Annotated in this window: 12 protein-coding genes; all 12 read right to left on the bottom strand. The window is 60.9% G+C overall.

The window, feature by feature from the left end; translation table 11 throughout:
- Positions 1 to 13: 13 nt before the first annotated feature.
- Positions 14 to 1,390 carry a bifunctional UDP-N-acetylglucosamine diphosphorylase/glucosamine-1-phosphate N-acetyltransferase GlmU gene (gene glmU / locus V5738_RS00550; protein ID WP_423822443.1) on the bottom strand — a complete coding sequence of 459 codons (1,377 nt, stop codon included), beginning with the start codon at positions 1,388 to 1,390 and terminating at the stop codon, positions 14 to 16.
- 36 nt (positions 1,391 to 1,426) lie between these two features.
- Positions 1,427 to 3,910: a glucans biosynthesis glucosyltransferase MdoH gene (mdoH, locus tag V5738_RS00545; RefSeq protein WP_423822442.1), complete on the bottom strand. Its 2,484-nt coding sequence runs from the start codon at positions 3,908 to 3,910 to the stop codon at positions 1,427 to 1,429.
- Complete coding sequence (locus V5738_RS00540; RefSeq protein WP_423822441.1) at positions 3,907 to 5,649, bottom strand: glucan biosynthesis protein; 1,743 nt, start codon at positions 5,647 to 5,649, stop codon at positions 3,907 to 3,909. The genes mdoH and V5738_RS00540 overlap by 4 nt, the downstream gene beginning before the upstream one ends.
- Positions 5,650 to 5,896: 247 nt before the next feature.
- Positions 5,897 to 7,051 (bottom strand): hypothetical protein, encoded by a 1,155-nt coding sequence (locus tag V5738_RS00535; protein WP_423822440.1) that lies wholly within the window; start codon positions 7,049 to 7,051, stop codon positions 5,897 to 5,899.
- A gap of 536 nt (positions 7,052 to 7,587) precedes the next feature.
- Positions 7,588 to 8,001 (bottom strand): F0F1 ATP synthase subunit epsilon, encoded by a 414-nt coding sequence (locus V5738_RS00530; protein WP_423822439.1) that lies wholly within the window; start codon positions 7,999 to 8,001, stop codon positions 7,588 to 7,590.
- Positions 8,002 to 8,074: 73 nt separating this feature from the next.
- Positions 8,075 to 9,475: a F0F1 ATP synthase subunit beta gene (gene atpD, locus V5738_RS00525; protein ID WP_423822438.1), complete on the bottom strand. Its 1,401-nt coding sequence runs from the start codon at positions 9,473 to 9,475 to the stop codon at positions 8,075 to 8,077.
- A gap of 84 nt (positions 9,476 to 9,559) precedes the next feature.
- Positions 9,560 to 10,420, bottom strand: coding sequence for a F0F1 ATP synthase subunit gamma (gene atpG / locus V5738_RS00520; RefSeq protein WP_423822437.1), 861 nt, complete (start codon positions 10,418 to 10,420; stop codon positions 9,560 to 9,562).
- A 76-nt stretch (positions 10,421 to 10,496) separates the two neighbouring features.
- A complete protein-coding gene (gene atpA, locus V5738_RS00515; protein WP_423822436.1) occupies positions 10,497 to 12,038 on the bottom strand; it encodes a F0F1 ATP synthase subunit alpha in 1,542 nt (513 codons plus the stop codon).
- A gap of 54 nt (positions 12,039 to 12,092) precedes the next feature.
- On the bottom strand, positions 12,093 to 12,635 hold the full coding sequence (locus V5738_RS00510) for a F0F1 ATP synthase subunit delta (RefSeq protein WP_423822435.1): 543 nt from the start codon (positions 12,633 to 12,635) through the stop codon (positions 12,093 to 12,095).
- A gap of 2 nt (positions 12,636 to 12,637) precedes the next feature.
- Positions 12,638 to 13,111, bottom strand: a complete 474-nt coding sequence (locus tag V5738_RS00505) for a F0F1 ATP synthase subunit B (RefSeq protein WP_423822434.1) — start codon at positions 13,109 to 13,111, stop codon at positions 12,638 to 12,640.
- 62 nt (positions 13,112 to 13,173) lie between these two features.
- Positions 13,174 to 13,458, bottom strand: a complete 285-nt coding sequence (gene atpE / locus V5738_RS00500) for a F0F1 ATP synthase subunit C (protein ID WP_423822433.1) — start codon at positions 13,456 to 13,458, stop codon at positions 13,174 to 13,176.
- A gap of 60 nt (positions 13,459 to 13,518) precedes the next feature.
- On the bottom strand, positions 13,519 to 14,346 hold the full coding sequence (gene atpB / locus V5738_RS00495; protein ID WP_423822432.1) for a F0F1 ATP synthase subunit A: 828 nt from the start codon (positions 14,344 to 14,346) through the stop codon (positions 13,519 to 13,521).
- Between the last annotated feature and the right edge of the window lies 1 nt (position 14,347).

Raw genomic sequence — 14,347 nt, 5'->3', positions numbered from 1 at the left:
AGCGACTGCCGACCTACTGGTGGCCGGGATTATGTTTTTTGGGCCGCTGCCAGCCATCGATCGTCGTTTGACGGGCCCGGCCAAGCGTAAGTTTGTTCGCCGGCGCCGTTTGCGTCAGCGTCGTACCGGCCCCAATGGTGGCGCCCTGCTCGACCGCTACCGGCGCCACTAACTGGCAATCGGAGCCGATAAAGGCATCATCGCCAATCTGGGTGACGTACTTGTTGGCGCCATCGTAGTTGCAGGTGATCACACCTGCACCGATATTGACGTTGCGCCCGACGCGGGCATCGCCAACATAGCTTAGGTGATTGACCTTGCTACCGATGCCCAGCGTGGTTTTCTTGGTCTCGACGAAGTTGCCGATCTTGGCCCGATCGGCGACCCGGGTTTCAGGACGCAGGCGAGCAAACGGGCCGATCTGGCAACGCGCGCCGATGCTGGCGTGCTCGATCACCGTATGCGAAGCCACCTGAGTGTGGTCCTCGATCTGGCAATGCCGCAGTACACAGTGCGGGCCGATCGTGACGCCTTCGCCGAGCACGACATCGCCTTCGATGACCACATCGATATCGATGACGGTATCGCGGCCGGCCTTGAGCGTGCCCCGCAGATCGAACCGGCCCGGATCGCGCAGCGTCAGCCCGGCGGCCATGAGTGTTTCAGCCTGTCGGCGCTGGAACAGCCGTTCGGCCCGCGATAGGTCGAGCCGGTTGTTGATGCCCTGGGTTTCAGCCACGGTGCCAGCTTGGCCGGCGACCACCGCCACCTCGTCTTCGGCCGCCAGACCGATGCAATCGGTCAGATAATACTCGCCCTGGGCGTTGGCATTGGTCAGCCGTGCGAGCCAGTCGCGCAGATGATTGCTCTGAGCACAAAGCAGGCCGGTATTGGTTTCACGGATATGGCGCTCGTCGGTGCTGGCGTCTTTGTCCTCGACGATGCCGACCACACGATTATTGTCATCGCGCAGCACCCGGCCGTAGCCGGCCGGATTGTCGAGCACGACAGTCAGCAGAGCCAGCGCGTGCTGGCCTGCGGCCCCGACCAGATGGCCAAGCGTGGCCGGACGAACCAGCGGCACATCGCCATACAACACCAGAACCTGGGCGTCATCGGGGATGGCATCCATAGCTTGGGCCACGGCATGCCCTGTACCGAGCTGTTCGGCCTGGAACACCCAGTTGACGTCCAGATAACCCAGGGCCGACTGGACCGCCTGCCCACCGTGGCCATAGACGACGTGTATGCGGGCCGGGTCCAAGGCCTGGGCGGACTCGACGACGTGCTTGAGCAGCGGTCGGTCCCCCAGCGTTTGCAACACTTTCGGCAACGCCGAATTCATGCGTTTTCCCTGGCCCGCCGCCAGTATGACGATGTGCAGACTCATCCCTTATTCTCGCCCCCAAACGACCTATCGCTGCGACTATACAGCCGATGCCGTGACCGATGTAAGACTGTCTGTGCGATTGATCCGCTCGGCCAGCCAACTCGGCAGCACCTCGGCGGACCAAATCGCACGATGCAGCCATTCCAGACGCTGCGGATCCGCCAGCAAAGTGCCCTGTTCCTGGGCATTGAGAGCGTTCGGGCCTTCGGCCAGCGCGCGCTGGGCGATCTCGTCGCGATAATGGGCTACCGCCGGATCCAGCCGTCGGGGGCCGCCTTGAAGGCCGACATGCAGCGCGCTCAGGCTCGGGTTAGCCACGATATCCAAGAAATCCGCCTCTCGAAGCTCGGATTCGATATCGGTCACCCGCCTTAGCTCGGTCGGCGGTCGCCATTCTTCGGGAATCAGCTGCAGCCCGTTGTTGCGCATCCATACGCCGATATCCACCCGTGAGGTAATCACGGTCAGGATGGGGGCTACGAACAGCGGCACCAGAATTGGCAGCAGCCACGGGAAAAAGCCCGGCGTATACACATACAAAATCGTGCCCCAGACCACGGCCAGCAACATGCCCGGCAGATGGAAGCGTAGCGCAGTCAGCCACGGCACCTGGGAATCGGCGCGCTGCTGGCTGTTCCATTTCACCTGTTTGCCAATCAGCGTAGTGAACACGAACAGGGTATGCGAGAGCATGCGTACCGGCGCTAGTAACGAAGTCAGCACGATCTCGATCAGCGTGGAGCCAATCAGATTCCCCACGCCGCCGAAGTCTTTCTGGCGACCACGAGCAATGATCATCGCTACGCCCAAGATCTTGGGCAGAAACAACACTACCAACGTGGCACAGAACAGACTCACCGCCCAGATCGGCTGCCAAACCGGCCAGGACGGGAACAACGCCCCGGGCGACGGAAAGTAATCCGGTGTCTTGAGTGCTTCCATGACTGCTTCGCTCGAAGACAGCACGAGAAACACGAACCAGATCGCAGCCGAGGTATAGGCCATGACCCCGTTGGCGAACAACGCCCGGTGGGCCGGCGCGAGATTATCCGAGAACAACAGGCGCAGATGCTGAATATTGCCCTGGCACCAGCGCCGGTCTCGGCCGAGTTCATCAATCAGAGTCGGCGGCACTTCTTCATAGCTGCCCGGCAGGTCGTAGGCGATATAGACGCCCCAGCCTGCCCGGCGCATAAGCGCGGCTTCGACAAAATCATGCGACAGAATCTCGCCGGACAACGCCCCCCGACCGGGCAAACGCGGCAACGCACAGTGCGCCATGAACGGCGCAATACGAATGATCGCGTTATGGCCCCAGTAGTGGGCGTTATCCAAATGCCAGTAATGCAGGCCCGCAGCAAACATCCGGCCATAGACCCGGGTGGCGAACTGTTGCACGCGAGCCAAAAAACTCGAACGATTAACCGCGGTCGGCGGCGTCTGGATCAGCCCGGCGCCCGGATTGGCCTGCATGCGATCGACCATGGCGGTCAACGTCGAGCCAACCATCAGTGAATCCGCATCGAGCACGATCATATAGCGATAGTGTCCGCCCCAGCGCCGACAGAAGTCGGCCAGGTTGCCACTCTTGCGCTTGACCCGGGCCCGACGGCGCCGATAGAAGAACCGATCGAAGGCATCGAGCGTCCGGCAGGTCTCAGCCCAAGTCCGTTCCTCGGCGGCGATCGTATCCGGCTTGACCGAATCGCTCAGCACGAAGAAGTCGAACTCATCCAGCCGGCCGGTAGCCTGGAGCGATTCGTACATCGATCGTAGACCAGCGAACGTCCGCGCCACGTCCTCTTCGTAGATCGGCATGACGATCGCCGTCCGTGCATAGTCTTCGACCGGCGAACCATTGTCGGCCGAGACGCGATACTTGTCGCCCTGCCAGAGCACGAAAAAACCGGCCATGGCGGTCCAGAACCCCACCAGAATCCAGGCGAACAGCAGGGCAGCCAACGCCAAGATGACCACTTCGAGCGCCGTCTTACCCTGATGCGGCAAGACTGTGAGCATATAAAACGTAGCGCCGGCGGCCGGCAGTGCGACCAGAACGAATAGAAACGCCTGGCGCAGACGCACGATGTTACGCAGCCGGCTGGGCACGGACTTAGGCAAACGCAGTCGCAGTTCGACCCGGGGCAGCAGCTTGGCTAAAAAACGCCAGGGGCGGCGATCCATTGCCGCCGGCGACATCGACCAGCGATTGAGCCGGGGCATCGAGGCGCCCCGATACCCCGCGCCACCCACGGCGTGGCGACGGCTCACTAAGGCCGGGTAGGCTGCTTCGATGCGGGCTGCGAGCGCGCCTTCCTCAGCGGCTCGCCCATCTGCGTCTGCATAGCCCTTGGCCAAGGCCTCATAGAGAGCCGTTAACGCGGCCTCGTGGGTCTTCGGCTGAGCACTCCGAACTTGCTCGCGCAGCTCGGTCGCCCGAGCGCTGTCCAGATTCAGCTCGGCCAGATAGGCGTCGACGCGTTCCAGCGGTGTGTCTTGTGTAGTGGTTTGTTCGATCACGGCGTTGCCAGCAGATAGCTCCAGGTTTCAGTCAGACCGCCGCCGTTGGCGTCGGCCAGATAGGCCCGAAGCTCGAGTGGCTGTTCCAGCGCTCCGGTCGGTACCAGAAAGGTCAGGCGCCAGCCGCCAGTATTCGGGTTGCGTACCGCCTGAATATTATTGATCGTCACATCGCGGGTGGCGTTGACTTTGGGCTGGACCGAGTTGGCATCGGTCAGCTTGGACAGTTCGCCGCCCACGAAATCGACCGCGACCCGAACTTGGTTTTTCTGCTGGCCCGGGGCTACCGCTGCCATGCCGACGCGAGTCGCAACGGCATGCCCTAGCGATTTCGGCACGGCCAAGTCGGTCGACCACTTGATATCGTAGGCGAAATGCAGACGCTGGCCGGCCTTGACCGCCTCGTCCGGCACCCAGTACAGCGAGACGTTGTCGTTAACCTCTGAATCCGAGGGAATTTCGACCAGCTCGATATGGCCCTTGCCCCAGTCACCGTCCGGCGTGATCCAGGCATTGGGGCGTTTTTCGTACTCGTAGTCCAGATCCTGGTAATCGTCGAACTTGCGGTCGCGCTGCATCAAGCCGAAGCCACGCACGTTGGTCGCATCGAACTGATTCATCCACAGTTGCTGGGGATTGACCAGCGGCCGCCATAGCCATTCACCGTTGGCGGCCGACACCAGCATACCGTCCGAGTCGTGGGCTTCAGGCCGATAGTCGTCGAGCCGAGCCAGGCTGTTTTCACCCCAGGTGAACATGCTGGTCAAAGGCGCAATGCCAAGTTTGTTGATCGCCGTCCGCGTGAACAGGGTTTCCTCGACATGCGTATGCGTGGCCTGCCCGGGGGAGATCACGAACTTGTAAGCGCCGGTCACGCTCGGGGAATCAAGCAGAGCATAGAGCATGACTTCGTCGGACTGCTTGCCCGGATCGACCAGCCAGAAATCGGTGAAGTTCGGAAACTCCTCGCCTTTCTGGGTATTACCGGTATCGATCGCCAGGCCGCGCGCCGATAGGCCGTAGTGTTCACCAGCCCCTAGCGCCCGAAAATAGGAGGCGCCAAGGAACGACATCACCTCATCCATCTTCTGCGAGTCGCCGAGCGCATGCAGGATCTTCAACCCGGCATATCCCAAATCATCCGGGACCTTCTTCTTCAAATCGTCGCTGGGATAGTCGAAGTCGTTCTTGTCGAATTTGAAGGTTTGCGTCTGACCGTCTTTCACCACATGGATTTTAACCGCGTGGTCGTAATACAAACCCGGGTGATAGAACATCACCTGGAACGGCTGTTTCTGTGCATGCCAAAGCGCGGCATCGCGCTTGTAGTTGATCTTCGATAGATCGTTCGCGCTCAGCTTCGAAAGAAACTGCGGAATCTGGTCCGGCGCGTTGTAGTCGTCCTTGGACAGTTTCTTGGCACGCTCAATCAGCTGCTCGTAACCAAAGGTTTGCTTCGGTTTGGACTGCTTTTGCTCGTCCGGCTTGTTTTGGTCCTTGCCCTGTTCGGCCGATTTTGAGGCATCCTTTTTGGCCGGGGCCGAGGATTGACCGTTTTGATCCGACTTGGCGTTGTCGTTTTTGTGCTTGGCTTGATCGGCCTGTGTAGAGGCAGAGGCGTCCGACTCAGACGCGGCGGCATAGACCGGGCCAATCAGCGTGGCACCGAGCAGAACCAACCCCGCGCAACGACTGGCAGTGTGCAGCTTTCGCCGCGGGTCGATCGAATACATGCGCATGAACACAAAACCTTTTGCTTTATTGCGACGACCGGACAAGCATAGTTCGTACCGATCGCGCATGAGCAGACAAATGCCTGGCTATAAGCTGCCTATGACACGCCAAAACGGATGACCGGGAAATGAACGGTGCCGGGAATATCGCCGGACGAGAGGATTCGTCCTACAGACATCATACCTTGTGCCGCAAATCGCCGTGTTCGAATGATGCCCGCACCGCCCCCTGGCATCGCCACCGGCCGCGCGACTACTGCCCGAACCAGCCGCCTCGCAGGCGATCGACCAGCGAGTTCAGACGCGGCAGCAGCGCACCGGCATTCTGACTGACGTTTAACGACAACTGCATATCGGGCCGGCCGGCGGTCGGGCCCCAACCGGCCGATAGATAGTCGACACTCAATGCCACATTGTCGAGCAAACCGGGAAAGCCCATCGCGACACCGGTTCGGCTGCCAAGTGCCTGCTGGCCATAGCGGCTGCCGCCGATCGAGAAGCTCGGGCGCAGTCGCGTCCGCAGGCCGCCGAAATCCAGATAGTGGCTGGCCGACACTTCCCACAGCCCGCCGTCGATCGGCATGGCATAGGGGGTCGTCACCTGACCTTGATACCACCCCAGCGCCGAATCGATGTGCCAATCACGCCAGCGATGCGTCTGCGAGGCGAACTGGATCGCCAGCGGCGTGCGATCCACGCGATCATTCAGCCCGACATCGCCGAGCTGGGCACTCAGACGCCATGGCTGGCCGATATCGGTAGGCGCATTGACACCACTCAGCTGCCATTTATCCACAACAGCATGATTGGTGCCAGTCTTGATATCGCCATCATGAAGCTGCAGCGTATTGCTCAAACGCCAACGACTACCGAGGTTGTACCGGCCGCTCAGTTCAACGCCGCGGTCGCCTGCAGTCAGCGCCCCCCCCCAGGGCGTGTAGTCGCTATCGGCCCGAAAATAAGCGACGTGATACCCCCCTTTGTCGAAATCGTTTCCGAAGCCGAAATGGGTGGCCCGACCATTGAGACCGAGCCCCTGTCCGCCACCGCTCGATAGCTGGTCGGTCTGTAGCGTCAGATCGGGTAGATACCAGCGACCGCCGAGATCGAGCTGGGTCTCGGCGCGGACCAGGGTCTGGCTGGAAAAACTGGCCCCGCGCGATACGGTATGCATGGCGCCGACCGACATCAGCGGCGTGTTACCGCTCTTGCCACTTTCCCACTGTAGACCACTGGTCAGATAGTGGTTCATATCGTCGCTGAGGGAATCGACGCCAAAAAATGCCGAGGCATCGCCCAACCGCAGTGGCCCGGCGGATAGATCGACGGCGCGTTTGCTGCCGTGTACCTGGCGGTTCAAGTCGGCGCTAAACACAGAAAACGTGTCGCTGCCATCGGCCTGGGCCATACTGGCGACGCAGGCCAGCCCTCCCACCAACAGGGCTCTAGCGAAGTTATGCTGTAATCCAGCGTATTTTCGCATGGCTTGTATAAAACTGAAGGGCGCATCCATAGTTCATGACGCACTGCAACAATATAGCGTGGGCACGCCTCTGACTCAAGTCACCGAGCCGCCTGGTCGCCCCAGACCCCCCAAGCTCGCCATCGCACTTGCCCAACCGAATGACCCACCGGTATCGACGTGTCGAACTATCCAGGCGTCGCGACCATACGACCCGGCCACCTAGGGCTGGCCCGTAGGCTGCCCCAGCCATTCAGCATCGCATCGGCTGCCATCGAGCCATCTAACGTTCCAGTATGGGCAGACGCTTTAGCCGCTGGGTTTGATAGCCTGCAAGATTCGAACCACGCAGAGCGCTTCAGACGAAAGACACGTCAAGCCGCGATGCAGGCGCCCGCCGGAAACGACTCGCCTCAATCGGCACCACCGGCCGCGGTGAACCAGCGCTTAAAAGCCGAACGGCCAATGTCAGCCGTTCGACCTTAGTGGCCGGAACGGATTTTGCGCACCATTTCGAGCCTCGCAGCGGCTTCGGTCAAAGCTGCCTGAGCCTGCTCGATATCGACCTCGCCCTCGGCCTCGGATACGGCCTGTTCAGCCCGCTCCTTGGCTTTCTCGGCTTCCGCTTCGTCGATATCTTCGGCCCGCTCGGCGGTATCGGCCATCACGGTAATCAGATGCGGCTGGATTTCCAACAGGCCGCCCGAAACAAAGACCTGCTCTTCGACGTCGTTTTCGTCGTGAATGCGCAGGTTACCGGGCTTGAGACGCGTCAGAAGCGGCGCATGACGAGGCATGATGCCGATCTCGCCCATTTCGGCGGGCGCGTACACGATGCTGGCCGAGCCGGAGAAGATTTCGCCTTCCACGCTGACGACATCGACGTGAATTTTCATAACACTTGCCTATGCCACTGACGATTCACAGACGGCGGCCGGATTGCGGCCGCCGTGCGACGAACAGCCTTGATCAGGCCGCCTTGTCTTCTTTCTTGGCCATCTCATCGCCCTTGGCGATGGCTTCATCGATGGTCCCGACCATGTAGAACGCCTGCTCCGGCAGATGGTCGTACTCGCCGTCGACGATACCCTGGAAGCCGCGAATGGTCTCGGCCAGCGAGACATACTTGCCCGGTGCGCCGGTGAACACTTCGGCCACGAAGAACGGTTGCGACAGAAAACGCTCGATTTTACGCGCCCGGGCCACGGCCAGCTTATCGTCCTCGGACAGTTCGTCCATACCCAGAATCGCGATAATGTCCTTGAGTTCGCGATAGCGCTGCAGGGTCTGCTGAACGCCGCGGGCACAGTTGTAGTGCTCGTTGCCGATGATGTTCGGGTCGAGCTGACGCGAGGTCGAATCCAGCGGGTCCACGGCCGGATAGATACCGCGCTCGGCGATCGAACGGGCCAGCACGACGGTGGCGTCCAGATGCGCGAAGGTAGTCGCCGGGGACGGGTCGGTCAGGTCGTCAGCCGGCACATACACGGCCTGGACGGAGGTGATCGAACCAGTCTTGGTCGAAGTGATGCGCTCCTGCAGCAGGCCCATTTCCTCGGCCAGCGTCGGCTGATAGCCCACCGCCGATGGCATACGGCCCAGCAGCGCGGACACCTCGGTCCCGGCCAGCGTGTAACGATAGATGTTGTCGATGAACATCAGCACGTCGCGGCCTTCATCACGGAAGAACTCGGCCATGGTCAGCCCGGTCAGCGCCACGCGCAGACGGTTGCCCGGCGGCTCGTTCATCTGGCCGTAGACCAGCGAGACTTTGTCGATGACCTTCGATTCCTGCATCTCGTGATAGAAGTCGTTGCCTTCACGAGTGCGCTCGCCTACACCGGCAAACACCGAGTAACCCGAATGCTCAGCGGCGATGTTACGGATGAGTTCCATCATGTTGACGGTCTTGCCCACGCCGGCGCCGCCGAACAGGCCGACCTTGCCGCCCTTGGCGAACGGGCAGAGCAGATCGATGACCTTGATCCCGGTTTCCAGCAGCTCTTGGCCGCCCGCCTGTTCTTCGAACGTCGGTGGATCGCGATGGATCGGCGCGGTCTGCTCGGCACCGATCTCGCCCTGCTGGTCGATCGGCTCGCCCAGCACATCCATGATACGGCCCAGGGTTTTTTGGCCTACCGGCACCGAAATCGGGTTGCCGGTGTTCTCGACTTCACCGCCGCGGGTCAGACCTTCGGTCACCCCCATAGCGATGCAGCGCACCACGCCATCGCCGATCTGCTGCTCGACCTCGAGAACCAGGCCGGTTTCTTTATGCTTGAGCGCATCGAAGATGTTCGGCAGCGATTCGTGGTCGAACTCGACGTCCACCACCGGGCCGATGATCTGTACGACTTTTCCAAGACTCATAGCGTTTCCTCGACTGGGCAGCCTGCGCTGCCGCGTATCTTGTTCTCTGATTGCGTTACGTGGGGCGTCGTCAAACGGCCCGGGCTAGGACACCGCTGCGGCGCCGGCCACGATTTCCGACAGTTCCTGGGTAATCGCGGCCTGACGCTGTTTGTTGTACTCCAGCTGCAGGTCGCCGATGATGTCGCCAGCGTTATCGGAGGCCGACTTCATCGCTACCATGCGCGCGGCCATCTCGCAGGCCACGTTCTCGACCACACCCTGGTAGACCTGCGATTCGACGAAACGAATCAGAATATCTTCGACCAGGCCATTGTCTTCGGGTTCGTAAATATAGTCCCAGCGATCGGACAGTTCCTCGTCTTCGCTCTCCTCGACCGGCAGCAGCTGCTGGCGGTAGGGTCGCTGGGTCATCGTATTGACGAACTCGTTGCCCATCAGAAAGACACGGTCGATCGTGCCTTCGCGATAGTCGTCGAGCATCACCTTGACCGTGCCGATCAGGTCCTGCAGATGCGGCCGGTCGCCCAGGTCCACCACGTCGGCCTTGACGCTGGCAAAGCGTTTGAAAAACCCCAAACCTTTACGGCCGATGACCACCAGTTCGACCTCGACGTTCTTGGCGTTCCATCCCTGGATCTCGGACAGCACCCGTCGAAACAGGTTGATGTTTAAGCCGCCACACAGACCGCGGTCGGTCGAAACGACAACCAGGCCGACCCGCTGTGGTTCGCGTTCGGTCAGAAAATCGTGCTTGCCGCCGAGATTGGCATGTGCCACATGGCCGACCGTACGCCGGATCTTGGCGGCATACGGCCGTGAGGCTTCGACCCGCTCCTGGGCACGCCGCATCTTGGAGGCCGCGACCATTTCCATGGCCTTGGTGATCTTCTGCGTATTCTGAACGCTTTTGATCTTGGTCTTGACTTCCTTCGCACCAGCCATCACTGGACTCCGTTATCGAACGCCGCCATGCGCAGGCGCACCGTTACCCGGCCCACCTGCGCATGGCGCGCGGTGATCACCACGTATGCGATTCCTTGAAGGACTTCAACGCCGAATGCAGCCCCTGCTGGATTTCATCCGAGTAGTCGCCGGTCTGGTTGATCTTGTCGATCAGTTCCTTCTGCTCGGACTGCATATACTGATGCAGGGCGGTCTCGAAATCGCGGACCTTTTCGGTCTCGACGTCGTCCAGATAGCCCTGCTCGGCAGCGAACAGCGAAGAGGCCATCAACGCGATCGACAGCGGCGAATACTGGTTCTGCACCATCAGCTGAGTCACGCGTTCGCCATGCTCGAGCTGTTTGCGGGTCGTCTCGTCTAGGTCGGAGGCGAACTGGGCGAACGCTGCGAGTTCGCGATACTGGGCCAGCGCCAGACGAATGCCGCCACCCAGCTTCTTGATGATCTTGGTCTGGGCCGAGCCGCCGACACGCGAGACCGATAGACCGGCGTCCACCGCCGGGCGGTTGCCGGAGTTGAACTTGTCGGTATCCAGATAGATCTGGCCGTCGGTGATCGAAATTACGTTGGTCGGCACGAACGCCGACACGTCGCCGGCCTGGGTCTCGATGATCGGCAGCGCGGTCAGCGAACCAGTCTTGCCCTTGACTTCGCCGCCCGTCAGTTCTTCGACGTAGTCGGCGTTGATGCGCGCGGCACGCTCGAGCAGACGCGAATGCAGATAGAACACATCACCCGGATAGGCTTCACGCCCCGGCGGCCGCCGCAGCAGTAGCGAAATCTGGCGATAGGCCACGGCCTGCTTGGACAGATCGTCGTAGACGATCAGTGCGTCTTCGCCCCGGTCGCGAAAATATTCGCCCATCGAGCAGCCGGCGTACGGCGCCATGTATTGCAGAGCCGGCGAGATTGCGGCACCAGCGGCCACCACGATGGTGTGCTCCATCGCGCCGTGTTCTTCGAGCTTGCGCACCACGTTGGCGACCGAGCTGTTCTTCTGCCCGATGGCCACGTAGATGCATTTGATGCCCGTGCCCTTCTGGTTGATGATCGCGTCGATCGCGACCGCGCTCTTACCGATCTGGCGGTCGCCGATGATCAGCTCACGCTGGCCACGGCCGATCGGTACCATCGCATCGATGGCCTTGAGGCCGGTTTGAACCGGCTGATCCACCGATTGGCGCGCGATCACACCCGGAGCGACTTTCTCGATCGGCGAGGTTTGATCGGTGGCGATCTCACCCTTGCCGTCGATCGGGTTGCCGAGCGGGTCGACCACGCGACCGAGCAGCGCCTCGCCGACCGGCACTTCCAGCACCTTGCCCGTGGTCCGAACTTCGCAGCCTTCCGAGATATGGCGATATTCGCCCATCAGCACGGCGCCGACCGAATCCCGCTCCAGGTTGAGCGCAACACCATAGGTGCCGCCCGGGAATTCGAGCATTTCGCCCTGCATGGCGTTGGCCAGCCCGTGGATACGGGCAATGCCGTCAGCCAGGCTGACCAGGGTACCGACATTGCGCGACTCGGTGACGGTCTCGAAGTTCTCGATCCGCTTTTTGATCAGATCCGAAATTTCCGCCGGATTGAGTTGCATTGATCTGTTCCTCTTTATCCTTCTCGTCGCGTGGGCCACGCGACGGCGTCGACCTTAATGGGCGAGTGACTGCCGCATCCGCTCGAGTTGAGCCGTCAGCGAGCCATCGATCACGACATCGCCGGCCCGGATCACCGCACCGCCGATCACCGATTCATCCTGCTCGAAAGACATCGAAACCTTACGGTCGAAACGCTTTTCCAGCGCTTCGCCGAGAGCTTTTCGCTGTGCTTCGGATAGCTCGACGGCCGAGGACACCTCGACATCGAGCCGATCCTCGGCCGCCGCACGCTCGATCTCGAACAGTTCCGCGATCTCCGGCGCCAACGACAGACGATCATTGTCGATAAGCAGACGCACGAGATTGCGCGCCCCTTCGCCGAAATCGGCCGATCCGATCTCGATGATGGCTTCGGCCAATGTGTCGTCTGACACCCGCGGGTTGTTCATCAACGCCGCGACCGTATCGTCGGTCACGATCGCCGATAGCCCGGCCAGAGCATCCGACCACTGCGACAAACCATCGCCTGCGGAGGCCTCGGCCATCTCGAAGACTGCCTCGGCATACGGGCGGGCCAACGTATAGCGATCGGCCATGGCTATCGAATCTCCGCGACGAGGTCGTCGATGATGTCGTTGTGGGCCTTGGCGTCGATTTCACGCTTCAAGATCCGCTCGGCACCGATCACGGCCAACTCGCCGACTTCGCGGCGCAGGTCTTCTTTGGCCGAGGCCACAGCCTGGTCGACTTCCTCGCGGGCGGCAGTCACGATGCGATCGCCTTCGGCACGCGCATCGGTGCGCGCCTTGTCGAGCGTTTCGTTGGCCTGGCGCTGGGCATTGGACAGAAGCTCACGCGCCTCTTCCTGTGCCTTGGCCATCCGGGATTCGGCCTCTTTGACTGCTTCGTCCAGCTCGAGTCGGCCCCGCTCTGCGGCAGCCAAGCCTTCGCTGATGCGTTGCCGCCGGGCGTCCATGGTCTGCATCAACGGCTTCCACAGCACTTTGCCGAAGAAGTAGATGAACAGCGCAAAGCTGATCACTTCGATGAGCAGCGTAAGTCCAATATTCACGTTAGCTCCCCTGCGGTGTCATCTCGACACGAATCGATCGTCCGTGGGCGAATGCCGGCTGCTTAGCCGCCGACTGCCGACTGCAGGCCGCTCAGGAACGGATTCGCGAACGTGAACCACATGGCAATACCCAACACGATGAACGGGAATGCCTCCATCAGGCCGCCGACGAACAGCATCTGACCAGTCAGCTGCGGGCGCAGCTCGGGCTGACGTGCAATGGCTTCGATGAAACGTGAACAGATCAGGCCCCAGCCGAGCGCCGATCCGAGACCGGCGAGACCCAGAATGATGCCAACACCGGTGGCGGTATAGGCGTAGATCATGGCAGCAGCTTGCGGATCCATTTGTCCTCCTTGGGAAAAGACGAGTAGCTGTGTGCTAGTGGGAGTTTATTGCACTAAGGATTAGTGCGCGTCGTCGCTGGTCGCCAGGGCCAGATAGACCACCGACAGCAGCATGAAGATGAATGCCTGGATCACGATGATCAGCAGATGGAACACCGTCCAAGTCCAGCCGAGCGCCACTTGCAATGGCGCCATGTACCAGGCGAAACCGGTCAGAGCGATGAGCATGAACACGAGCTCGCCGGCGAACAAGTTACCGAAAAGTCGTAGCGCCAACGATAGCGGCTTGGCGATTTCTTCAATCACGCTCATCGCGACGTTGACCGGCGCCAAATATTTACCGAAGGGATGGGTCAGATACCCCTTCAAATAGCGCCCTAACCCCTTGGCCCGAATACCGTAGACGATAGACAGCAAGAACACCGTGATCGCCATCGCGAACGGTACAGCCAGGTCGGCCGTAGGCACTGCCCGGAAAGCCACCTCGTGCGCTGGCACACCGAACACGTTCTGACCAACCCATTGGGCCGTCAGCGGCAGCAGGTCGACCGGAATGATGTCCATGAAGTTCATCAGGAACACCCATATAAAGATCGTCAGCGCCATCGGCCCGACCAGCGGATCTGCGCGCGGGAACAGCGAACGCACCTGGCCGTCGACGAACTCGATAATCGCTTCGAGCCCGTTCTGCAGACCACTCGGCTCTTCGGCCGACATCGACTTGCCGACGCGCCATCCCACGAATAGAGCAATCGCACCCAGCACCCAGCTGATCACGATGGTATCCGCATGCACCGACCAGAATCCGCTACCCAGTGTCAGGTTGCTCAGGTGATGCTGGATGTATTCGACCGACGATGGGTCTTGTGTGAAAACGCCTTCGCTCACC

It is taken from the genome of Salinisphaera sp. SPP-AMP-43, assembly GCF_049568105.1.
In the GTDB taxonomy this organism is placed as follows: domain Bacteria; phylum Pseudomonadota; class Gammaproteobacteria; order Nevskiales; family Salinisphaeraceae; genus Salinisphaera.
Note: the sequence above shows the minus strand (reverse complement) of the source record. Positions and strands in the feature narration are given on the sequence as shown.

Excerpts from the sequence above, each read along its gene's own strand:
- atpD (WP_423822438.1), bottom strand. The coding sequence starts at position 9,475 with ATGAGTCTTGGAAAAGTCGTACAGATCATCGGCCCGGTGGTGGACGTC.
- V5738_RS00540 (WP_423822441.1), bottom strand. The coding sequence starts at position 5,649 with ATGCGCATGTATTCGATCGACCCGCGGCGAAAGCTGCACACTGCCAGT.
- atpA (WP_423822436.1), bottom strand. The coding sequence starts at position 12,038 with ATGCAACTCAATCCGGCGGAAATTTCGGATCTGATCAAAAAGCGGATC.
- glmU (WP_423822443.1), bottom strand. The coding sequence starts at position 1,390 with ATGAGTCTGCACATCGTCATACTGGCGGCGGGCCAGGGAAAACGCATG.
- V5738_RS00535 (WP_423822440.1), bottom strand. The coding sequence starts at position 7,051 with ATGGCCCAGGCCGATGGCAGCGACACGTTTTCTGTGTTTAGCGCCGAC.
- V5738_RS00530 (WP_423822439.1), bottom strand. The coding sequence starts at position 8,001 with ATGAAAATTCACGTCGATGTCGTCAGCGTGGAAGGCGAAATCTTCTCC.
- atpG (WP_423822437.1), bottom strand. The coding sequence starts at position 10,420 with ATGGCTGGTGCGAAGGAAGTCAAGACCAAGATCAAAAGCGTTCAGAAT.
- V5738_RS00510 (WP_423822435.1), bottom strand. The coding sequence starts at position 12,635 with ATGGCCGATCGCTATACGTTGGCCCGCCCGTATGCCGAGGCAGTCTTC.
- atpE (WP_423822433.1), bottom strand. The coding sequence starts at position 13,458 with ATGGATCCGCAAGCTGCTGCCATGATCTACGCCTATACCGCCACCGGT.